The sequence below is a fragment of the Streptomyces sp. WAC03905 genome (assembly GCF_057371075.1).
The window spans coordinates 125097-145949 of sequence record NZ_JBXYDZ010000004.1; the positions used below are offsets into that span (position 1 = coordinate 125097).

Consider the following 20853-nt stretch of genomic DNA (forward strand, 5'->3'; position numbering starts at 1 on the left):
CTGTTGTTTCACCGGGCCATGGCGAGGTTGTGCATTGGTGGCGACGGCCTGGACGGCGTGGTGGAGGCCGTCGCTCTTCTGGCGGCAGTCGCGAAGGATCTTCCAGTTCTTCATGCGGGCGAAGGTGTGCTCGACGCGGGCGCGGACCCGGCGGTGTTCGGCGTTGTCCTCCTCCTGGCCGCGCAGGAGGGGGCGTCCGGCTCGTCTGCGGTGCGGGACGATCAGTCCGGTGCCGAGGTAGGCGCCGTCCGCGATGACCGTCGTCCCGGCCGCGGCGGCCGGCAGGTCCGACTCCCGCCAGACGTGGGCGTCGGCCTTGTTGCCCGGTGCCGGCCGGGCGGAGGCGATGACCAGGCGTGTGTCGGCGTCGATGATGACCTGCACATTTGCCGAGAACCGGTAGTTCCTCGAGGAGGCGCCCACTTTCCGGTCGCGGACCGGGACGAGGGTGCCGTCCATGATTCACAGCCGGTCCACGTCGGCGACGGGCCGCAGTGCGGGCTCGAGCGCCAGGAGCGGCCGCAGGCGGTGGATGACCCGGCAGACGGTGGCCGGGGAGATCCCGAAGACTGAGGCGAGCTACCTCATCGTCAGGGTGGTGCGGAGTACACGGCGACTAAAGAGGACCCGGTCCGCCAGCGGCTGGCACCACGGACGGCCCCCACCGGGACCGTTCCCGCCCCGCTCCTTCACCACTTTCACCAGCTTCGCGAACCGCTCGATCCGCAAGCCCGTGAACGTCTCCACTCACACCGGCTCAGCCCGCAACACCCCACCCATACGGGAGAAATGCCCAAGACCACGCCTTCTGCAACACCCTTTAGTCTTCTGAGTCAGGAATTCTGTTCAGATAGCTGGTGAGGCGTTCAAGGATTTCGTCCGCGGTCCTGGTCCAGACGTAGGGCTTGGGATCGCTGTTCCACGCGGCGATCCAGGTCCGGATGTCCTGTTCCAGGGCCTGGACGGTCTTGTGAACGCCTCGCCGTATCTGCTTGTTTGTCAGCTCCGCGAACCATCGCTCCACCAGATTCAGCCAGGACGACCCGGTGGGTGTGAAGTGCAGGTGGAATCGGGGATGGGCCAGCAGCCAGGTCTTGATGGCCGGGGTCTTGTGGGTGGCGTAGTTGTCCAGCACCAGGTGGATCTCCACGCCGGCCGGGACTTCCTTGTCGAGCTTGATGAGGAACTTCTTGAACTCCTCGGCGCGGTGGCGGCGGTGGAGTGAGCCGATCACCTTGCCGGTGCCGACCTCGAGGGCAGCGAAGAGGGTGGTGGTGCCGGCGCGGACGTAGTCGTGCGTGACCCGTTGCGGGACACCGGGCATCATCGGCAGGACGGGCTGCGAGCGGTCCAGCGCCTGGATCTGGGATTTCTCGTCCACGCAGAAGACCAGGGCCCGCTCCGGCGGGTCGAGGTAGAGGCCGACGACGTCGTGGACCGCCGGGTCATCCACCGCCTGCGGCCGCTCCTGGCGCTCGAGCCCGCACTGCGGCCCGTCGCCGACGTGGACCGGATGTGGATCGTGGACGGCACCCTCGCCCCGGTCCGCGACCGGAAATTTGATGACGAAAAAATGCTTGTGCCAGGGAATGCACGGGTGGCGCCGAACCAGTGCAGGCCCACAGTAAGCGGGAAGAGGAGGGAGTCGAACCCTCCCGCCTGCCCTCCGGAAGACGCCTCTCCTCGTGTCTCCCAGTTCCGCAACATATCCGGCCTCGTCCCGAGAGCGTAGTATGGTCCGGCCTCGCGGGAGTCTCCGGGCACTGAAGTGGGAGCCCTTGCGAGCGAAGGAAACGAGGTGGGGCGTGGTTAACGCGCGCTAGTTAACCGGGGCGAGTTGGATGAGCTTGAAGATCGTGGCAAGGGGCAGCGGGCCTGCCTGCGCCGCGGGTGAACTCCGGTCCAGCTTCATCATGTAGAACGTCAAATCGATGGGGCTGGTGGGGATGATGAAGTGTTTTTGGCTGACCGTGCTGCGATACGGTCAGCTGATGTGAAAGCACGATTTGCATTTATGACTCAAATCGCATATTTAAGGCGCCCGCGTCGGGCCGTGCCGGCATGCGGCTTCACCGGGAATATAGGAGGTGCCCTTCTGGCTTAGAAACTCCCGTACAGTCCAATGCTGACTGATCGAATACTTGGTTTATGTGCGGCAAAGGCGACCCGGACGGAGATCGTCTGGGAATCTGCGGTTCACTGACTTAGTCGACCCGCCCGCTACTTTAAAAAATAAGGAACTTAAATGGCTGCGGAAAATTTCACACCACGAGATTGGGATCCCGATCAGGCCTTTCCTGATCGTGACGGCGAGGCACGCTTTGACGCACTCGTGTTGCGCTGGCAGCGGAGCGATTTCGACCGGGTAAGAAATCAATGGCCTGATCTCGTGGAGCACTACGGCGACAACTATGAAACCTATAGTGCTGGAGTATTGAAAGCCGCTCGTCATTGCCACGCTATCGGTGCGACACAGGTTTACATCATCACCGTCTCTCTGGCCAACTTTGAAATATATTTACAGCTCACTGGCGAAGGATTCACGCAACGCAACGTCAGAAGCAGGTATCTCGAGTGGTGCTTTGCCAACCACCCAGAGTTGGCCGAGCGATGGCTATAGCCTGATGCGGATATCGGATTTTTCTGGGACCTGCTCCTCGCCTCAGTTGGTTCACTCCGTGAACCAACTGAGGAAACAGTGAGAGAGGCCGAGCATGACCGGGGGCTCATCGACTGGTGTCAGACCCGTGGTCGATGATCTGGCTCGAGCAAGAGATGGTGGGACGCGTTCGACGCGGATGCCCAGGGATGCGAAATGGGCGGTGGCCCGGGCCAGAAAGCCGGCGCAGGTCGGGGCGGTCTCGTCAGGCAGGTCTTCGGTGTAGGCGATTCGCCTGTGGTCGTCGAGGGCGGTGTGGAGGCAGACGTATCCGGCGCCGTTGCGCGGTCTCTGTCCGGGCTGCCGACGGCGCGGCCGAGGACGTTGTGGCCGCCGCCGCCGTCCGGGATCGGTATCGGCCTGCGGCCTGCCGCACTGGTCGCGGATGCCGGTTACGGCGCGAACGCCGACTTCCGCCGTGGCCTGGAAGACTGCGGGCTGGCCTACGTACTGCAGGTCAAAGGCGAGATGACCGCTCACACAGAAGACGCCGAGCCGCATCAGCCCGCTCGCTCCGGCCTGGGGCCCCGTCCCAAACCCCGGTATCGCACCCTGCCGGTCTGCTTACGCAACCACGTGCTGGCCGCCGGACGTCACCGGGGCCGTGACCTGGCGCAAGGGTTCCAGGGCTGCGATGAGTTCGCACTTCGTCCTCCTGCGGATCCGCCTCGCGGGCCGCCGACCTAAACCCGCCACCAACGGCACGATCCCGCTCGTCTGGCTGGTCGCGCAGTGGCCCGACGGCGAGGCGGAGCCGGTGAAGTACTGGATCTCGAACCTGCCCGCCGACATCCCCGCCAAAGATTTGATCCGCCTGGCGAAGGCCCGCTGGCAGATCGAGCACAACTACCGCGAACTGAAGACAGCCCTGAGCCTGGACCACTTCGAAGGCCGCTCGTTCACCGGCTGGCACCGCCACGTCACCCTCGTCACCGCCGCCCACCTGTTCCTGACCGAACAACGGAGAAGCCCAAAAGTCCCTGCCATGACCTGACCCTCTACCAGCCCCCAGACCTCCTCCAACACCTCATCGCCACCTGGACCGGCACCTGCCCCACCTGCCAACAGACCGTCTCATGGCAGCCCTACGACGCCACCGAAGAAAGCTAGTGATCTGGTTCGGAGATGCGTGAGCAGTGGCGGCAGATCTGGTTGAGGGTCTGGTCGGCGGTCTTGGTCCACTTGAAGGGCCGGCGTCGTCGTTCCAGACCTTGATCCAGCCTTCGAGTGCGGTTTTGAGGTCGTTGGGTGAGCAGAACACTCCGCGCTCCAGGCAGCGCTGTTCCAGCTTGGCGAACCACCGCTCGACCTGGTTGATCCACGACGAGTAGGTGGGGGTGAAGTGGAGCTGGAACCGGGGGTGCGCCAGAAGCCACCTGTGCACCACCGGCGCCTTGTGGGCGGAGAGACTGTCGCAGATCACGTGGACCGCCAGGCTCTTGTCGGTCTGGCGGTCGATCTCGTCGAGGAAGTCCCGGAAGTCCACTGCCCGGTGCTGCGCGGACAGTTTCGTGATCACTTTGCCCGTCGCGGTGTTCAGGGCGGCGAACAGGTCGACGGCGCCGTGCCGGACGTAGTCGAAACTGCGCCGCTCGGGCACCCCCGGGATCATGGGCAGCACCGGCGCGGTCCGCTGAAGGGCCTGGATCTGCGGTTTCTCGTCCACCGCGAAGACCACCGCGTTCGCCGGCGGAGCGAGATACAGGCCGACGACGTCGCGGATCTTCTCGATCAGGAACGGGTCCGGGGAGAGCCCGGACATAGTCGTGGCTGCGCCGTTCAGAGTGCCGGGCCCCACCGGCAGGACCGGCCGGGACCGGTCCAGGGCCTGGATCTGCGACTTCTCGTCCACGCGGAGGACCAAGGCCTTCTCCGGCGGGTCGAGATAGAGACCGACGACATCGCGGACCTTGTCGATGGACAGCGGGTCGGTGGACAGCTTGAACGTCTGCGACCGGTGCGGCGCCAGCGCGAACGCCCGCCAGACCCTCGACACCGTCGACTGGGACATCCCCGTGACTCCCGCCATCGACAGCCCCAAGGACCGGTCATCTTCCACTCCAACCGCGGCAGCTACTACACCAGCCACGCCCTCGCCGCCACCCACAACATCCGACTCTCCATCGGACGCACCGGCGTCTGCTGGAACAACGTCCTCGCCGAGTCCCTAGCCACACACAAGAACGACCTGGTCAGCCAACGCAGATGGCACATTGGTCCGCCGCCCGCTCCGCGATCTTCGACTACACCGAAGGCTGATACCACATCCGCAGATTCCACTCCAACCCCGGCTACCAAATCCCAGCCGAATACGAAAACCCGCAGCCTGAACCAACACAAACAACCTGTCCGCCAAACAAGAACAATCCCATGGTCACTCCCGCTGGGCGGAGTACACCCCCCTCCCCCGTCTCCCTCAGCGCCCTGGCTACCTCGTCCAGCAAACCCGACACAGCTTCTGCGCATCCAGTAGCGCCGAGACCTCATTCACGATGCAACACCAAGATCGTCCTCACCATCGAACGTACCTGAACGCCGACCCAAGACCCCAGGCAAGAGGACCGAACTTTGGGACGTGGAGGGTGAAAGGTGAGAGAAAATTACTCACGACGGTGAAGTTCATGCGCGAGAGGGTAGGGACAGCCAGGGATTTCGGTAAGTATTCTACTACTTAACCGCCTTGATGGCTGAGAACTAGCGTTAGCTAAGAGCAAGGGAAGGTGTAGTAGCAATGGGTCGACTCGGTCCCACAGAAATAATTCTCATCATTATGGTCATTATGCTACTGTTCGGAGCTAAGAAGCTACCGGAGATGGCGCGCTCACTAGGTAAGTCTGCTCGCATCCTGAAGAGTGAAGCCAGGGCAATGAAATCCGACGAGAGGCAGGATTCCGTAGCATCTCGGCATGCTTCTGCAGAAAGCCAGCATGATTCCGGCGAACTTCTGGCGATCCACGTTTCGCCAGCGGAAGTCAGACGGACTCATGGCGTGACCGATCTATCGGAAAATTCGGCTCATTAACAAGCTCCTACCAGTCCGACTTCACAACTAAGGAACGCTATTTGTTCAGCGACTTAGGCGCGCTCGAGATCGCAGCACTTATTGCACTGGCGCTGATTGTGTTTGGACCAGATAAGCTGCCGAAACTCGTACAAGACGTCACAAAATTGACCCGAAAACTGCGTGATTTCTCGGAGAACGCCAAGGAAAGTGTTCGAGCCGAGCTAGGGGAAAATTACGAGAACTTCGAATTTGAAGATCTGAATCCCAAAAACTTCCTTCGGAAGCAGCTCGAGAAAAATGAAAATGTGAGGGAACTTAAAGAATTGCCGAGCGCCTTCGACCTACAAAACGAGCTAAAACAGGTCGCAGATGCATTAGAAGTTCGAGGAACAGATGAAGCCCGCACCTGCCGCTGAGCGGTAGGGCGGTAACCGCACGAGATGAGGACGTGGGTTGCTAAACTCTGTGCGTAACGGCGTCAGGAATCCCGAAGGCAGAATGCCCTTGCTGGAGCACCTGCGAGAGTTCCGAAATCGGATGGCGAAAAGCCTTATAGCCATTCTCGCCTTTACCAGCGCTGCTCTCGTTTACAGCGAAGAATTGATGCAATTTCTGACGGAATCAGTTCCCAAATGTAAACCGGGCGTCACAAGCGATGGGGGCAACTGCGCGATCGTCTCGTTCCATACATTGACAGCTCCTTTCAGCACCACGATCCAGGTGAGCCTTGTATCTGGAATGGTCTTCGCAAGCCCTATCTGGTTGTATCAGCTCTGGGCATTTATCGCTCCAGGCCTTCATAGGAGGGAGAAAAAATACACGTATGCTTTTGTTGGAGCAGCGGTTCCGTTATTTTTCACCGGCGCATATCTCGCCTACAAGATTCTCCCGATAAGCGTCGAGGTTCTCATTAGCCTCACGCCTGGCGGTTCAGCAAATATTCTTCCTCTTAGCGATGTTCTCGATTTCACTCTGCGCATGGTAGTCGTTTTTGGCCTCGCTTTTGAGCTGCCGCTTATCCTCGTGACTCTGAACCTGACAGGCATGATCACGGGACGAGAGATGGCCGGATGGTGGCGAGGCGTAATATTGGGAATATTCTTATTTGGCGCCATAATCACGCCAACGACAGATCCTGTTGGAATGTTTGCACTCGCCGGACCTATAACCATTCTCTATTTTGGAGCCGTAGCATTTTCGCTTCTAAATGACCGCCGCAGAACTCGCAATAACCCCGATGCGGGACTCGCTGACAGCGAGGCGGCAAATTTGGATATTTTATATAACCCTGCGGGAATAGTCAAACGCAACTCCCTGCTGACCGGAAAAGACATCGAATCCAATCAGCCCGAAGGCGGTAATGCCTATCCCGAAAATGTCGAAGCGGCAGGAGTCGATGACAGAAATAAATCGTGGACCGCCTCCGCCTCAAAGTTTCATGATATAACTTGATTTGCGGCATTTGCGTAACATGTGAGTGGGTCTACGTCGATGATCGCAGTCTGAAATTGGGACACGTGCTACACGGCGCTGCATGGGACAGTCGCCCTGAAACCGGGGGCATCGACATGTGGTGCTCCATCGGCGTCTGGGAGAGACCGACGTAGCGAAGCACTGGATGCGCATGCCTCGCCTAGCTTGATCTTTTACGTGAGTCATCGAACGGTGCGTCGTACTTGATCACTCGGTTCGGTATCCGCCGTGCACGGAAGCGGACTTCGTCTGAACATGTGCTCCGCCCAAGGAACACACACGTCCAAAACGAAGCCGTGAGGATGAGTCTGCTGCATCACGATGCTCGGCAGGAGCCGCCGGGCAAACTGTCACGCTTCCGGGGCGAGTTCTGCTCCTGTCTGACCGCCCGTTCGGACCCCTTGTTCGAGCTCGCCGATGCGGTTCTGTGCGGTGACGGGCCGTTGGGATCGCTGGTCGAGCTGTCACTGGCGGGCGAACAGCGCGGCGGTCACGGAGGGCTCTACGCCACACTCGCCCAGGGCCGGATCGACGCGGGCCGGATGCGACGGACCCTGGCGTCGGTGCCGCTGCCACGAGACGCTGACGGCCGGATGGTCCTGGCCGTCGATGTCACCTGCTGGCTGCGGCCGTGCGCCCACACTTCACCGCAGCGGATCCTGTGCCACACCTACGGTCGGGGCAAGGACCAGCACATCCTCGTTGCTGGCTGGCCCTACACGATCGTCTGCGCGCTCGAACGCGGCCGCAGCCCTTGGACCGCACCTTTGGACGGCCGGCGTCTTGAGCCCGAGGACGACACCGCCATCGTCACCGCCCGGCAGCTGCGTGACCTGGTCGAGCGGCTGATCGATGCGGGTCAGCGGCAGACGAGCGACCCGGACGTGCTGGTCATCGCGGACACGGGATACGACGTACCCCGGCTGGCTCATCTTTCACGGGACCTACCGGTGCAGTTCCTGGCCCGGATACGGTCGGATCGCGTCCTGCGTCGGCCAGCGCCGCCGCGGCGGCCTCACACCAGAGGTCGGCCGCCCCGGCACGGAGGCGAGTTCGTGTGAGTGCTTGGGACGCTGCCGAAGCGGTTTACCACCAAGATCCACCTCGCCGCGGACGGGCGGTGCAGACCACTCGCCCTCGTCCTGACGCCCGGGCACTACGGTGACGGGCCCCAGTTCGAGCCTGTACTGGAGCGTGTTTCGGTGCCCCGTCTCAAAGTAGGGCGGCCCCGCACCCGGCCGGAGGTGACAGCGACGGTCACACAGGTGGACAAAGCCCGGGCGGTGGAGGGGTTCACCCGCGACGAGCAGGTGGCCACCACCACAGCGAAGAGCCTGCTGCGGCGGCCAGAGGTCGCGTTTAAGGCGATGAGCGACGACACCGCCCGTTTCCAGGTCAACCATGCCCAGAACGAGCGGTCCCGGCAAGCACGCGAGCACTTCGAGACCGCCAGCCCTGTCGCGCCTGCGGTGAAGAAGATCGACCGGACGGTGGAGTTCCTCGACCTGGTTACCGCCTGCCACTCCTTCGTCGTCTTGGCCGGCCGAGCCGTCCCGGGCCTGCGCGACCGCACTCTGAGCGAGGACGAAGCCGGGATCGTGCGCTCGAGCGTGGCCAAGGTGCGGGCAACGCTCGACTGGATCGAGACTGCGGTCAGCACCGGCAAGGTCGACATGGACGACGCGCTCGCAGCCCTGCTGCGGGGCGAGTAGCCGTGCTCCGCGCCTCCCGGCGCAAGGACGATGCCGCCCGGCGGCATGCCGACACCCTCCGCTTCGTCCTGTTCGAAGCCCGCCCCGCCGGCCTGGTCCTGCACTAGGGCCTGTTGCGAAAGTGGATCTTGTTCGTTGATGATCACCTGTCGTGGGACGTGGAGATCTGACGAACGGCCAGTGGGCCCGGCTTGAGCCGTTGCTGCCGACGGGCATCAAGCCGGGCCGTCCGCAGGTATGGACACGGCGGCAGCTGATAGACGGCATACGGTGGCGGACCCGAACCGGCGCTCCCTGGCGGGACGTGCCCGAACGCTATGGGCCGTGGGACCGGGTCTATGACCTGTTCCGGCGCTGGCAGCGGGACGGCACGTGGGCCCGGATCCTCACGCGGCTCCAGGCCGAGGCTGATGCGAAGGGCCTGATCACCTGGGACGTGAATGTCGACTCCACCGTCTGCCGGGCCCATCAGCACGCCGCCGGGGCGGCAAAAAGGGGGACCTCCAGAAGGAGCCGCCCGGCGGAGTGTTCGTCGAGCCGGCCGACCACGGTCTCGGACGCTCCCGTGGCGGACTGACCAGCAAGATCCACCTCGCGGTCGAGCAGGGGCAGAAGCCTCTGTCGGTGGTGATCACGGCTGGGCAGCGGGGTGATTCCCCGCAGTTCGAGCCGGTCCTGGAGGCGATCCGGGTGCCCCGGCTCGGGCTCGGCAGGCCGCGCAAGCGGCCAGACCGGGTCCGGGCAGACAAGGCCTACGACTCCCGCAGCAACCGCTCCTACCTGCGCAGACGCGGAATCAAAGCCACCATCCCGGTTCCGGCGGACCGGGTCCGCAATCGCCTCAAGCGCGGATCGCGCGGCGGGCGCCCGCCAAAGTTCGACAAGGACGACTACAAGCAGCGGCACGCGGTCGAGTGCGGGATCAACCGGCTCAAGCGCCACCGGGCCGTCGCCACCCGGTACGACAAACTCGCCGTCCGTTACGAAGCGACAGTGCTGATCGCAGCCATCAACGAATGGCTGTGACCAGCACTTTCACAACAGGCCCTAGGCCGTGTTTTAGGTCGGGGTTCCGGTTCACGCCTCATGCCGTGATGATCATCGTGTGGGGCGTGGGGATCTTTCTGATGAGCAGTGGTCTGTGCTGGAGTCGTTGCTGCCTGCGGCTGGTGTGAGCCGCAGGTCGCCTTCCCGGCGGCGGTTGGTGGACGGTGTGCGGTGGCGGGTGCGGACCGGTGTCCCGTGGCGTGACCTGCCGTGTGAGTACGGGCCCTGGCAGACCGTTTACGGGCTGTTCCGCAGGTGGCAGCGCCAGGGTGTGTGGGGGCGGCTGCTGACGTTGTTGCAGGCGAGGGCGGATGCGGCTGGGCTGATCGCTTGGGAGGTCAACGTCGACTCCACCATTTGCCGGGCCCACCAGCATGCGGCTGGTGCCCGCCGTAACGGCGCTGGGCAGAAGGAGCCGCCCGGCGGAGTCGGCAATCAGCCGGACGATCACGGGCTGGGCAGGTCCCGGGGCGGGTTCACCACGAAGATCCATCTGGCGTGCGAGCAGGGCCAGAAGCCGCTGTCGCTGCTGGTCACGGCTGGCCAGCGGGGCGACAGCCCGCAGTTCGAGCCGGTCCTCGAAGCCATCCGCGTGCCCAAGCCCGGCGGTGGGCGCCCCCGGCGCAAACCCTTGCGGGTGCGGGGAGACAAGGCGTATTCCTCGCGCGCCAACCGTGCCTACCTGCGCAGACGCGGGATCCGGTGCACGATCCCGGAGCCGGCCGACCAGGTCCGAAATCGCAAGCGCCGCGGCCGTGATGGTGGCCGCCCGCCGGCCTTCGACCGGCAGGACTACAAAGCGCGTCACGCGGTGGAGTGCGGGATCAGCCGCCTCAAGCAGCACCGGGCTGTCGCGACCAGATACGACAAGCTCGCTGTGCGTTTCGAGGCTGCCGTTCACATCGCGGCGATCAGCCAGTGGCTGTGAACCACCGGCCGGCCGCCGGGCCGTGCCATCCTGACCACCGGGAACGAGTAGCACACGCAAGGGGAGGGCCCGTGGCCGCCGACTACTACTGCGCCGACAGCGAGAACGGCGACCACATCGACGACCCGTCCGAGGACGCACTGTTCATGCTCATCGGCGATCTGAACGGCACGGACAACACCTTCGTCGTGATCCAGCCCGACGAGGACGACCCGGTTTGGTTCGCTTCCGTCTCCGTGCTGGACGAGGGCGGCTACGAGATCGTCCGCCGCGACACGAGCACCCGCGAGCACGACGTCACCGTTGAGACCGGCAGCGACCGGATCGCGGGCGACCTCACCAAGTGGCTGGCCGCCCGCGCTTCCTAAAACACGGCCTAGTTGTGTTGTCCGGGGAGGTTGGTGACGCGGCTGGCTGGTGTTTGGCCTGCGATCCCGGTGTGGGGTCGGTGGTAGTTGTACCAGTGCAGCCAGTCGGTGAAGGCTTCCATCCGCTCACGGTCTGAGGTGTAGGGCCGCTGGTAGGCCCATTCCTCGAGCAGGGTGCGGTGGAAGCGTTCGACCTTGCCGATGCTCTTATAGCTGTCAAGGACGGTCAGGCTGCGGTTGCCAGGTCCTGTTGGGACGGCGGCTGGGCTGGGATGCGGGGGACGGGCAGCCGGTAGATCTCGCGTGCGATGTGCCGTTTCAGACAGCGGATGATCTCGGTCTTCGTCTTGCCTTCGGCTGTCCTGCGGGCGACGTAGGCGCGTGTGCGTGGTTCCCAGGCCATGCGGGTGACCGTGATCATGTAGAGGGCGTGGTTGGCCTGGCGGTCGCCGCCGCGGTTGAGGCGGTGGCGGCTGGTCTTGCCTGAAGAAGCGGGGATGGGGGCGACGCCGCAGAGGTGGGCGAAGGCCGACTCGGACCGGAGCCGTTCGGGGTTGTCGCCGACGGCGATGAGCAGGGCTGCGACCGTCTCGGCGCCAAGCCCCTTGACGGCCATGAGCTCGGCTGCTGCCTGGCTAACGAGCCTGTGCAGGTGACGGTCTAGTCCTGCGATCTCGTCACTGAGCTGTTGATACCGGAGGGCGATGGACCTCATCGCCAGCTTGGTGACTGCGGTCAGCGTGTCCGGTTCAGCTCCCGTCCGCCAGCGAGTGACGGTGCGGATCAGCTCCGACCGGTGGAGGCCGCGGATGCGCTCGCGAAGAGTGTCGGGAGCCGTCACGATCAGGGATCTGAGCTGGTTGACGGCTTGGGTGCGGGCCTTCATCGCGCTGCGGCGGGCGACCCTGAGGGTGCGGATCATCTCGACGGCACCATCGCCGGTCTTCGGTATGGCCGTAGCGACGCCGGCCTGCACCGCTCGTGCCGCGGCCTCGGCGTCGACTGCGTCAGACTTCCCGCGGCGCCGTCGTGTCTGGCGGTCAGGTCGGTTGACCTCGACGACTCGATGACCCCGCTGCCGCATCCACCTGGACAGGCCGGCGCCGTAACAACCGGTGCCCTCCAGACCGATCTGTTCGATGGTGCCCATGCTTGCCGCCCAGGACTCGAGGGAGGCGTAGCCCTGTGGTGTCGAGGGAACGGTGAGCGTGCCCAGTCGCCGGCCGAGCTGGTCGAGGGCGGCCGCGACATGGATGTCTGCGTGGGTGTCGACTCCGAGGGTCACGCTCGTGGTGGAGCTGCTGGGCACCTGTCCTCCTGGCGGTCCATGTGGATGGAGCCGCACCGATGGAGCACAGGGGACACAACTGCGATGAGGCGCGTGAGCCAGGCTCTTATCAGGTCACATCCGGCGGTCCGCCGGTGCAGCCGCACACGTTCTCCCGGCCGGGCGACACATCGGCAACAAGGCACGAATGGCCGGTTGGTCTGTGGGTCAGACCAACCGGAAGAACGCCGTCAGATCCTCGCAGTTGGTCTGTGGCCGCCAGGGCCTGGTCCAGCGGGGCTGGATGCCCAGGTCACGGCAGGTGTCGCGCCAGGTGTTCCGGCTGTAGGCCCAGGCGTTGTCGGTCAGGACCCGCTCGACGCGGATGCCCAGGGACGCGAAATGGGCGGTGGCCCGGGCCAGGAAGCCGGCGCAGGTCGGGGCGGTCTCGTCAGGCAGGTCCTCGGTGTAGGCGATCCGGCTGTGGTCGTCGAGCGCGGTGTGGAGGTAGGCGTATCCGGCGCCGTTGCGGCGGTCCTTGTTCGGGCTGCCGGCGGCCCGACCGAGAGCTTTGTGACCGCCGCCGTCGGGGATCCGGCCGAGTTTCTTGACGTCGATGTGGATCAGTTCGCCGGGGCGGGCGCGTTCGTAGCGGCGGACGGGCTCGCCGGTGGCCCGGTCCAGGGTGGCCAGGGGCGGCTGGCCGTGCCGGGTGAGGATGCGGTGGGCGGTGGAGGCCGCGATGCGGCAGCGGATGGCCAGCCGCAGCGGGCCGATGCGGTGTTCCCGGCGGAGGCGGAGCACTTCCGTCTCGATCTCGGCAGAGGTCCTTCGTGGCTGGTGGTGGGGGCGGCTGGAGCGGTCACTCATTCCGGCGATGCCGAGCTGCCGGTAGCGGCCGGCCCAGCGGGCCGCGGTGGTGTGGCTGACCTGGAAGCGTTCCGCGGCCCGCCGCAGGGGCCAGCCGTCGTCCACGACACAACGCGCCAGACGCAGTCGTCCGGTCTCGGTCAGCGGGGCATTACGGTGGACCACGAGGGCCTCCTGTCTCCGGTGCAGATGTCGCAATCCACACCGAACCCGGAGGCCCTCACCCATTTCAAGAACCCAGCACGCGTGTCACCAACGTCCCGGGACAACACACCTAGGCCGTTTCTTGGCGATCACCTCGCGGTCCAGATGTGGATGGCCGCGAGGTGCAGGGCCGCCCGGTAGACCGTTGCGGTCTTGTCGTAGCGGGTGGCCAGGCCGCGCCACTGCTTGAGCTTGTTGATGCACCGCTCGACGGTGTTCCGCTGCTTGTAGGCGGTCTTGTCGAACGCCGGAGGCCTGCCGCCCTTGCTACCAAGGCGTTTGCGGTTGGCGATCTGGTCGGCAGGCTGCGAGATCACCGCCCGGATCTTGCGCTTGCGCAGGTGCTCACGGATCGCGCGGGACGAATAGGCCTTGTCAGCCAGCACGACCGTGGGCCGGGTTCTGGGTCTGCCTGTGGGTCTGGCCACTCGGATGGCGGTCATGACCTGTGTGAACGCTGGTGCGTCGCCGGCCTGGCCGGGTGTGACGACGAAGGCCAGCGGGCGGCAGAGGCCGTCGGCGGCGAGGTGGATTTTTGTGGTCAGTCCGCCGCGGGACCGTCCGAGGGCATGGTCGTGCGGCTCGCCGGCCGGGGCCCCCTTTTGACGGGCCCCGGCGGCGTGCTGATGGGCACGGACGATCGTGGAATCGACCGCGACGACCCAGTCCAGGTCGCCGTCGGCGTCGGCCTGGGCGAGCAGCGCGGCGAAGACGCGGTCCCACGTACCGTCGATCGCCCACCTCCGCAGCCTGCTGTAGGCGCCTTTCCACGAGCCGAACAGGTCGGGCAAATCCATCCACGGCGTGCCGGTGCGGTACTTGAACGCGATCGCATCGATCACCTGCCGGTGATCACGCCACCGCCCACCCCGCTTCGGCGTCCGGTCCGGCAGCAACAACTCGATCCGCGCCCACTACGCGTCAGTCAACGACACACATCAACCAACGATCAGATGATCCGAGAGAAACGGCCTGGTGATTTGGTTGTGAGTTGATTCGGCAGCACGTGAGTTGCTTTGCGTACCAATTCGCGGGTTTGGCTGACGGGCGCTGGCTGGCTTCGGTGTGCTGTGGGTTGTGGGTGGCAGCAGGCTGGAGGCGCTGGTCCTCAGTGGGGCCGGGTGGCAGGTGTTGAGCAACTGGGTCAGGCGTCGGGCGACCGCGCAGGGTCTGGCTCTGCGGGCGAGGATCGTGCTGGCGTGCGCGGTGGGTGGGCCGAACCTGGCGGTGGCCGCCCGGCTGGGAGTGGACCGGGGCACCGTCGCGAAGTGGCGGGCCCGGTTCCTGCGAGACCGGCTCGATGGACTCGCGGACGAACCGCGGCCCGGGGTCCCGCGGACCATCACCGACGCCCAGGTGGAAGAGGTGGTGGTCCGCACCCTGGAGGAAACCTCTCCTGGCGGGACGCACTGGTCCAAGCGGGAACTGGCCAAGGCCGTGGGCATCTCGCCAGCCAGTGTGCTGCGGATCTGGCATGCCTTCGGCCTCCAGCCGTGGCGGACCGAGACCTTCAAGATCTCCCCGGACCCGTTCCTGATCGAGAAGATCCGCGACGTCGTCGGCCTGTATCTCGCTCCGCCGGCGAACGCGGTGGTCTTCGCGGTGGACGAGAAACCGCAGATCCAGGCCCTTCAGCGGACCGCGCCGGTGCTGCCCATGATCCCGGGGGCGCAGTTTCGACTACGTCCGGCACGGCGCCGTCGACCTGTTCGCCGCCCTGAACACCGCGACGGGCAAAGTGATCACGAAACTGTCCGCGCAGCACCGGGCAGTGGACTTCCGGGACTTCCTCGACGAGATCGACCGCCAGACCGACAAGAGCCTGGCGGTCCACGTGATCTGCGACAGTCTCTCCGCCCACAAGGCGCCGGTGGTGCACAGGTGGCTTCTGGCGCACCCCCGGTTCCAGCTCCACTTCACCCCCACCTACTCGTCGTGGATCAACCAGGTCGAGCGGTGGTTCGCCAAGCTGGAACAGCGCTGCCTGGAGCGCGGAGTGTTCTGCTCACCCAACGACCTCAAAACCGCACTCGAAGGCTGGATCAAGGTCTGGAACGACGACGCCGGCCCTTCAAGTGGACCAAGACCGCCGACCAGACCCTCAACCAGATCTGCCGCCACTGCTCACGCATCTCCGAACCAGATCACTAGCTCGTCCGCGCCAGCGCATTCTCCGAGCACCAGGTTCTCGACGGGCTCGCCGCGCTGAAGGACGAAGCCGCCACCAAGGGCTGGCCGCCGCTGATCTGGACCCGCAGCGACGGCTATCAGCTCGGCGCGGAGCGGGCCGTGCTGGAGGCATACCAACGGCAGGTCGTGAAGGAGAAGCTCACCCAGTTCCGCCGGTCATCACCGGCACCGTCGCCCCGCACGCCGCCGCCCACCCAGGGGACAAGTGGGTCCGCCACATCGTCGCCCAGCTCAACTCGATCGAATACACCCTCGACCTGATCGCCTCAGCCTGATTCTTCCCACCCCTGGCGAAGCCGTCCGGCCCCGCACCCATGTCTGGAGGGCACCGGTTGCCATGCGTCCCCGCCACTATCCCACCGACACCACCGACGCCGAGTGGGCCCTGATCGAACCCCTCCTGCCCGTCTCGGCCTGCGAGACCACCATCGGCGGCCGGCCCGAGAAACATCCCCGGCGCGAGATCGTCGACGCGATCAGATACGTGGTGGACACCGGCTGCAAGTGGCGTTCCCTGCCCGCGAACTTCCCGCCCTGGCGAACCGTCTGGGGGTTCATGGCCCGCTGGGCCGCCACCGGAATCGTCGGCCACATCCGCGACGACCTCGCCTCACGCATCCGCCGCACCATGGGCAAAGGCCCCCGAGCCGTCGCCACCGTGATCGACTCCCAGTCCGTCAAGGCCGCCGAAACCGTCTCAAAGGCCACCCGCGGCTACGACGCCGGCAAGAAAATCAACGGCCTCAAGCGCCACCTGGTAGTCGACACCCGCGGCCTGCCCCTGATGGTAATGGTCACCCCCGCCTCCCTCAGCGACCGCGACGCAGCCAGGAAATCCTCTTCCGCCTCCGCCTCACCCACCCCGAGATCACCATCGTCTGGGCCGACTCCGCCTACGCAGGCAAGCTCGTGACCTGGGCAAAGACCCGCCTCAACCTGACGATCAAACCCGTCAGCCGGCCCAAGGACACTGCCGGATTCGTGATCCTGCCCCGCCGCTGGGTCGTCGAACGCAGCATCGCCCGGATGATGCACGCCCGCCGCCACGCCCGAGACTACGAACGTCTCATCCAGCACTCCGAAGCCTTGATCACCTGGGCAGCGATCACCCTCATGACCCGCCGACTCACCAAGGCATCAACCCCGGCCACATCCCCCTTCTGAGCGACCACCGCACCTCGGAACCCCCCACTCCAGCAATCGTGCGCGACAATCACAGAACCGCAGACATTCCCAAACCGAAGGAACACTATGAACGACCCGGCCTTCAAAATCTTCTGGGACACCTCATACATGCACCCCGACGATCCGAACACCGCATCCCTCGTCAAATACCCGGGGTGCGAGAACGCGGTGGGGTGGATGATGAAAAAGGTGATCCCCGTCCCTGACGTAATCTACTTCGACGCCAACATCGAAACACTGGCGAAGGTCGACACCCGGATAACAATGTGGCCTGGCCCATCATCTCGAAAAGAATGCAGGATGTGCTACTCGGGATGGGTCCCATCGATTGGCGGCTCATCCCTGTCACGATGCTAGACGACACCACCCCCTTGTCGGCCAGGTTCGACGAACAGGGCAGAGTCCGAGAAGGCGTGGCCAGACTTGAGTCGGAGATTCTTTGGTTCTGTAGAGTTTTTGGTGTAATTGGGTTGGCTGGTCGGGCCAGATTCGGTTGTTGGTGAGGGGGCCGTCGAAGGCGATGTCGAAGGCTTGGAGGGCCCGCTTCCAGCGGGTGGTCCAGCGTTTGCGGCCGGTGCCCGTCGGGGTGAGGGACATCGCCGCGAGGTAGACGCACTTCAGGGCGGCGTTCTCGGAGGGGAAGTGGCCGCGGGTCCTCACGGCCCGGCGGATGCGGGCGTTGACGGAATCGATGGCGTTGGTGGTGCAGTGGATCCGGCGGATCTCGGCGTCGAACTGCAGGAAGGGGACGAACTCGGCCCAGGCGTTCTCCCAGAGCCGGACGATCGCTGGATACTTGGTGGCCCATTCCTCGCAGAACTCCAGGAACCGGCTGGTCGCGGCATCTTCGGTCGGAGCGGTGTAGACGGGCTTGAGTGGTTTGGCGATCTTGTCCCAGTCCTGGCGGGCGGCGTAGCGGAACGAAGCCCGCAGTGGGTGAACGACACATGTCTGCACGACGGTCTTGGGCCAGACCTCCCCAGACCGTGTCGGGCAGGCCCTTCAAGCCGTCGCAAACCAGCATCAGGATGTCCTCGGGGCCGCGGTTCTTCAGCTGGGTCAGGACACGGAGCCTGTGCTTGGCGCCTTCGCCTCCTTCGCTGCCGGCCCAGAGCCCGAGGATGTCGCGGTTGCCCTCGGCCGTGACCGCGAGGGGTGAGCATTTGAAGACAGTGGCTAGTAGTGCTTCGTTACGTCGTGTGACTTGCCTGCTCGTGTGCAGTTTGAGCGCATGAGGTTGGGGGAAGCGGAACGCCTCCGGGGTGAGTTGGCGGAGTTTACTAGGAGTCGATCAGGCCGAATCGTCGGAGGGTGCGCGCATCGCCCGTAAGTAAGCCATCCACGCTTACCGTGAGCCCATCATCAACTACTAGGAGTTCACCGCGTCCACAAAAACTCCGATGGCAGTCACTCACCCTGAAGACACTCACGAATCCGAAGCTTTAGAGCGGCGACCTGCAATGACTTGCTTACTGCCCTATCAGGCTCTTCCCCGGCCAATCTAAGATCTGCGGCCGTACTGGGCGTCGGAACCTCACGCGTGTGTGAGCAGGCACTACTCAAGACAGGGCCACCCTCCTGAACCCAACCTGGGGGAAAGTCCCCTGAGTGACCTTGTCCTCAGCAGACCGCGCAGATGTCGTGTCTTGGAGGGGTTACAATTGGCGAATTGCCCAAAACGGAGACCAAATCCGCCGTGTTCCTGCAGCTCCAGCGAGGAGGCTACATCCAGCATCTTTCTGGACATCTTGGACAACTCGTATACGGTGGCAGAGGAGCGGCTCTTGGAATGTCTTAAATATGACGACAACCGGCATGATGAAAATTCGTGATTTCATGGCAATTGGGCACGGGAGTGGAGCATGGAAGATGAACTGATCGCCAGAATAAACGAGCTAGGTATAACTCTTGACGATTCTCCGGCCGATTCGTCTGAGTATCAGCTCATGCAAACGGTTATCTCTGTTGAACGACCTTCGTTCGGGTTGTATAAATGCGTCACTCAGATAATTTTTCATGATGGGAGCTGTGCACAGTCCGTCAAAATCGAAGATTTGGATGGACAGACGCTGCGAGATCGGCTGAGGCAACTACTGAATGACGGGTTTCACCCAGCAGCCTGAATCCAGTTAGCCAGTCGTCGCACTACTCTGCTCTTGGGTACTCCTTTGAGGGCGTTGTCGTAAGAGTGCCACCACCCTCACGCGTGTTCAACCGACCGTGCGAAGCTGCCGATAGGGGCCACGGCGGATTTGCTCAGGCCCTGATGACGCCATGTCGACCCCGGCGGCGAGCATCAGCGACGCCTCCCCGTGCCGCAGGTCGTGCAGCCGCACCCGTCGCAGCCGTCGGCGTTCTCCGTTGGGCAGGCTACGTCGTCCTCGAACCGGACCACTTCGATCGGCCCACCGAAGAGCTTGGAGACCTGATCCGGGCGTAGGGCATCGCCGTCGTCATGGTCGAACACGAGCCCGTAGTCCCGGTACGCCGACTTCCACTTGCGGCGCTCCTCCTCCTGGCGCAGCTTGTGACTCAGGAGTGCACCGACGGTCAGCTCGTCGAGGTCGATGATCCGGTCCTCATCACTCGCCGTCTTCGGCCGGCTGAATATCAGACCGATGTGCCCCCCTTCGCAGTACGGACAGGCCACGGGCGGCATGTCCCGCTTCTTGAGCCCGAACACCTGCATGATCTGCTGCCGCATGACGATCCCCCGCCGGGCGAAGTCGACGTCGTCACATCGGAGCGAACATGCCGCGCTGCCCTGACCCTCTACCCCACCGGCCCGACCACCTTCGCTGTCATCGACGGCGTCACCGAAGCGATGGGCCTTTTCGGTCTCAAGCCGAAGGGCGACACCGGCGTCGCCGGCTTCTGGCGCATCCTGCCTCGATGGCTCGCCGAGCAGGGGCCCGGCCGTACTGCTGCCCGACGCCGTCAACAAGGACCGCGAGAACCGGGGCTCTGGGCGACCCGCTCGCAGCACAAGCTCTCCGGGCTCAATGGGTGCGCCTTCGTCCTGGAGAACATCCCCCCTCGCCCCCGGACAGACGGGCAAATCCCGCGTACGCGTTGCCAAGGACTGCCCGGACAGGGCCGCAAGAACGCGCTGCCGGGCAGCAACGGGGCGCTTCACTGGTCCGCCGACTTCATCGTCGAGTCCCAGCTCGACGGCTCGGCGCTCGTGAGTCTGCCCGCACCCGCGCAGCACGAGGGACCGTTCGGGCCGACGATGCTCATGAAGCTGGCGTCGGCGGTAGCAAATGAGGGCTGCGGCGATGCCTGCGAAAGCGAGGGAGTGTTGGGGCTTGCGTTCGTAGCGACGGTGTAATCGGCGGCAGCCCGCGAGCGAGGACACGGTCCGCTCTACGACCCATCGGTGCCGGCCGAGCCGGTCCCAGGACTCGATGCCCTTCCGTGCGATGCCCTTCCGTGCGATGCGGTGCCGGACTCCGCGGCCGCGCAGCCATCTACGCAGGTCGCGGGATTCATATGCCTTAGACCGTGTCCTGTGTGGTGAGGCGGAGTAGGCGTTTGTAGCAGCAGAGGGCGGCTGCGAGGCCGAGGAAGGCCAGGTGGTTGCGGGGGTGGCGATCGTATCGGGGGCTGATTCTGCGGTAGCCGGTGAGCCAAGACATAGTTCGCTCGATGCCCCGTCGGTGGCGTCCCAGTCGTTCGCTGGACTCGATGCCCTTGCGTGCGATGCGGACGCCGATGCGCTTTCCGTGGAGCCATTTCCGCAGCTCGGCGCCACCGCAAAAGAAGCACCGCCAGAGACGGCAACACCACGATGACCGGAGGAATCGGCATGTCATCTATGTCATGCCGACAAGTGTGAGTTCTCCGTCGTCCTGGACTGCGAGCCAGTCAGTTCCGGCGACCAGCCCGCAAGAGGTGGTGGGGGTTTGGACCGGGCCCCGGCTTTCGGTGACTGCGAGCTGTCGGT

The 20853-nt window shown here is 64.4% G+C and carries 13 protein-coding genes and 17 pseudogenes; 17 read left to right on the forward strand and 13 right to left on the reverse strand.

Annotated elements, in window-relative coordinates; all coding sequences use genetic code 11:
• Positions 1–8: 8 nt before the first annotated feature.
• Both AC2RP6_RS37810 and AC2RP6_RS37815 read right to left on the reverse strand, forming a co-directional pair.
• Positions 9–747, reverse strand: a pseudogene (locus AC2RP6_RS37810) (transposase).
• Positions 748–820: 73 nt separating this feature from the next.
• Positions 821–1438 (reverse strand): annotated as a pseudogene (locus tag AC2RP6_RS37815) (IS630 family transposase); the annotation flags it as partial.
• Between the two features lie 3 nt (positions 1439–1441).
• Here AC2RP6_RS37815 and AC2RP6_RS37820 point away from each other — a divergent pair.
• Both AC2RP6_RS37820 and AC2RP6_RS37825 read left to right on the forward strand, forming a co-directional pair.
• Positions 1442–1552 (forward strand): annotated as a pseudogene (locus tag AC2RP6_RS37820) (IS5/IS1182 family transposase); the annotation flags it as partial.
• A 693-nt stretch (positions 1553–2245) separates the two neighbouring features.
• Positions 2246–2620, forward strand: coding sequence for a hypothetical protein (locus tag AC2RP6_RS37825; RefSeq protein WP_486450681.1), 375 nt, complete (start codon positions 2246–2248; stop codon positions 2618–2620).
• A gap of 126 nt (positions 2621–2746) precedes the next feature.
• On the opposite strand, the pseudogene AC2RP6_RS37830 reads toward AC2RP6_RS37825, so the two are convergent.
• Positions 2747–3009: pseudogene (locus AC2RP6_RS37830) on the reverse strand (IS481 family transposase); the annotation flags it as partial.
• Between the two features lies 1 nt (position 3010).
• Between AC2RP6_RS37830 and AC2RP6_RS37835 the strand changes: the two are divergent.
• Positions 3011–3653 (forward strand): annotated as a pseudogene (locus tag AC2RP6_RS37835) (IS701 family transposase); the annotation flags it as partial.
• 33 nt (positions 3654–3686) lie between these two features.
• Here AC2RP6_RS37835 and AC2RP6_RS37840 read toward each other — a convergent pair.
• Together AC2RP6_RS37840 and AC2RP6_RS37845 are read right to left on the reverse strand one after the other, a co-directional pair.
• The gene (locus tag AC2RP6_RS37840; protein ID WP_486450708.1) at positions 3687–4421 is read right to left on the reverse strand and encodes an IS630 family transposase; all 735 of its coding nucleotides are present in this window, start codon (positions 4419–4421) and stop codon (positions 3687–3689) included.
• A gap of 21 nt (positions 4422–4442) precedes the next feature.
• Positions 4443–4691, reverse strand: a pseudogene (locus tag AC2RP6_RS37845) (IS630 family transposase); the annotation flags it as partial.
• 699 nt (positions 4692–5390) lie between these two features.
• Between AC2RP6_RS37845 and tatA the strand changes: the two are divergent.
• From tatA to AC2RP6_RS37890, 9 genes and pseudogenes are all read left to right on the forward strand, one after another.
• Entirely contained in the window at positions 5391–5681 is a 291-nt protein-coding gene (gene tatA / locus AC2RP6_RS37850; RefSeq protein WP_486450682.1) for a Sec-independent protein translocase subunit TatA, read from the forward strand.
• A gap of 41 nt (positions 5682–5722) precedes the next feature.
• Complete coding sequence (locus tag AC2RP6_RS37855; RefSeq protein ID WP_486450683.1) at positions 5723–6079, forward strand: twin-arginine translocase TatA/TatE family subunit; 357 nt, start codon at positions 5723–5725, stop codon at positions 6077–6079.
• A gap of 82 nt (positions 6080–6161) precedes the next feature.
• Positions 6162–7115, forward strand: coding sequence for a twin-arginine translocase subunit TatC (tatC, locus tag AC2RP6_RS37860; protein ID WP_486450684.1), 954 nt, complete (start codon positions 6162–6164; stop codon positions 7113–7115).
• Positions 7116–7438: 323 nt separating this feature from the next.
• A pseudogene (locus tag AC2RP6_RS37865) lies at positions 7439–8194 on the forward strand (transposase); the annotation flags it as partial.
• Between the two features lie 7 nt (positions 8195–8201).
• Positions 8202–8848, forward strand: a pseudogene (locus tag AC2RP6_RS37870) (DUF6192 family protein); the annotation flags it as partial.
• A gap of 2 nt (positions 8849–8850) precedes the next feature.
• A pseudogene (locus tag AC2RP6_RS37875) lies at positions 8851–8952 on the forward strand (RacP protein); the annotation flags it as partial.
• A 47-nt stretch (positions 8953–8999) separates the two neighbouring features.
• Positions 9000–9874, forward strand: a protein-coding gene (locus AC2RP6_RS37880; protein ID WP_486444433.1) for an IS5 family transposase whose coding sequence is annotated in 2 segments (ribosomal slippage) — positions 9000–9393 and positions 9393–9874 — 876 coding nt in all. Because the reading frame shifts where the segments join, the coding sequence is not laid out codon by codon here.
• Positions 9875–9953: 79 nt separating this feature from the next.
• A complete protein-coding gene (locus AC2RP6_RS37885) occupies positions 9954–10823 on the forward strand; it encodes an IS5 family transposase (RefSeq protein WP_486444355.1) in 870 nt (289 codons plus the stop codon).
• A gap of 71 nt (positions 10824–10894) precedes the next feature.
• Complete coding sequence (locus AC2RP6_RS37890; protein WP_486444356.1) at positions 10895–11191, forward strand: hypothetical protein; 297 nt, start codon at positions 10895–10897, stop codon at positions 11189–11191.
• A gap of 8 nt (positions 11192–11199) precedes the next feature.
• Here AC2RP6_RS37890 and AC2RP6_RS37895 read toward each other — a convergent pair.
• The 4 genes and pseudogenes from AC2RP6_RS37895 to AC2RP6_RS37910 all read right to left on the reverse strand — a co-directional run.
• A pseudogene (locus AC2RP6_RS37895) lies at positions 11200–11391 on the reverse strand (integrase core domain-containing protein); the annotation flags it as partial.
• Positions 11392–11417: 26 nt separating this feature from the next.
• Positions 11418–12500, reverse strand: a complete 1083-nt coding sequence (locus tag AC2RP6_RS37900; RefSeq protein WP_486444468.1) for an IS110 family RNA-guided transposase — start codon at positions 12498–12500, stop codon at positions 11418–11420.
• A 222-nt stretch (positions 12501–12722) separates the two neighbouring features.
• Positions 12723–13493, reverse strand: a pseudogene (locus AC2RP6_RS37905) (IS481 family transposase); the annotation flags it as partial.
• Positions 13494–13621: 128 nt separating this feature from the next.
• On the reverse strand, positions 13622–14437 hold the full coding sequence (locus AC2RP6_RS37910; RefSeq protein ID WP_486450709.1) for an IS5 family transposase: 816 nt from the start codon (positions 14435–14437) through the stop codon (positions 13622–13624).
• Positions 14438–14609: 172 nt separating this feature from the next.
• Here AC2RP6_RS37910 and AC2RP6_RS37915 point away from each other — a divergent pair.
• The 3 pseudogenes from AC2RP6_RS37915 to AC2RP6_RS37925 all read left to right on the forward strand — a co-directional run bounded on the left by AC2RP6_RS37915 (position 14610) and on the right by AC2RP6_RS37925 (position 16886).
• A pseudogene (locus AC2RP6_RS37915) lies at positions 14610–15683 on the forward strand (IS630 family transposase).
• Positions 15684–15997: pseudogene (locus AC2RP6_RS37920) on the forward strand (RacP protein); the annotation flags it as partial.
• Between the two features lie 62 nt (positions 15998–16059).
• Positions 16060–16886: pseudogene (locus AC2RP6_RS37925) on the forward strand (IS5 family transposase).
• A gap of 510 nt (positions 16887–17396) precedes the next feature.
• Here the strand turns inward: AC2RP6_RS37925 and AC2RP6_RS37930 are convergent.
• A pseudogene (locus tag AC2RP6_RS37930) lies at positions 17397–18060 on the reverse strand (IS256 family transposase); the annotation flags it as partial.
• A 709-nt stretch (positions 18061–18769) separates the two neighbouring features.
• Here AC2RP6_RS37930 and AC2RP6_RS37935 point away from each other — a divergent pair.
• Entirely contained in the window at positions 18770–19030 is a 261-nt protein-coding gene (locus tag AC2RP6_RS37935) for a hypothetical protein (protein ID WP_486450685.1), read from the forward strand.
• Between the two features lie 173 nt (positions 19031–19203).
• Here the strand turns inward: AC2RP6_RS37935 and AC2RP6_RS37940 are convergent, their stop codons facing one another.
• On the reverse strand, positions 19204–19611 hold the full coding sequence (locus AC2RP6_RS37940; protein WP_486450713.1) for a hypothetical protein: 408 nt from the start codon (positions 19609–19611) through the stop codon (positions 19204–19206).
• Between the two features lie 120 nt (positions 19612–19731).
• Here AC2RP6_RS37940 and AC2RP6_RS37945 point away from each other — a divergent pair, with 120 nt between their 5' ends.
• Complete coding sequence (locus AC2RP6_RS37945) at positions 19732–20238, forward strand: hypothetical protein (RefSeq protein ID WP_486450714.1); 507 nt, start codon at positions 19732–19734, stop codon at positions 20236–20238.
• Here the strand turns inward: AC2RP6_RS37945 and AC2RP6_RS37950 are convergent.
• A pseudogene (locus AC2RP6_RS37950) lies at positions 20158–20406 on the reverse strand (transposase); the annotation flags it as partial. The gene AC2RP6_RS37945 and the pseudogene AC2RP6_RS37950 sit on opposite strands and share 81 nt — an antisense overlap.
• Positions 20405–20653, reverse strand: a pseudogene (locus tag AC2RP6_RS37955) (IS5/IS1182 family transposase); the annotation flags it as partial. The pseudogenes AC2RP6_RS37955 and AC2RP6_RS37950, both read right to left, overlap by 2 nt.
• Positions 20654–20853 lie beyond the last annotated feature (200 nt).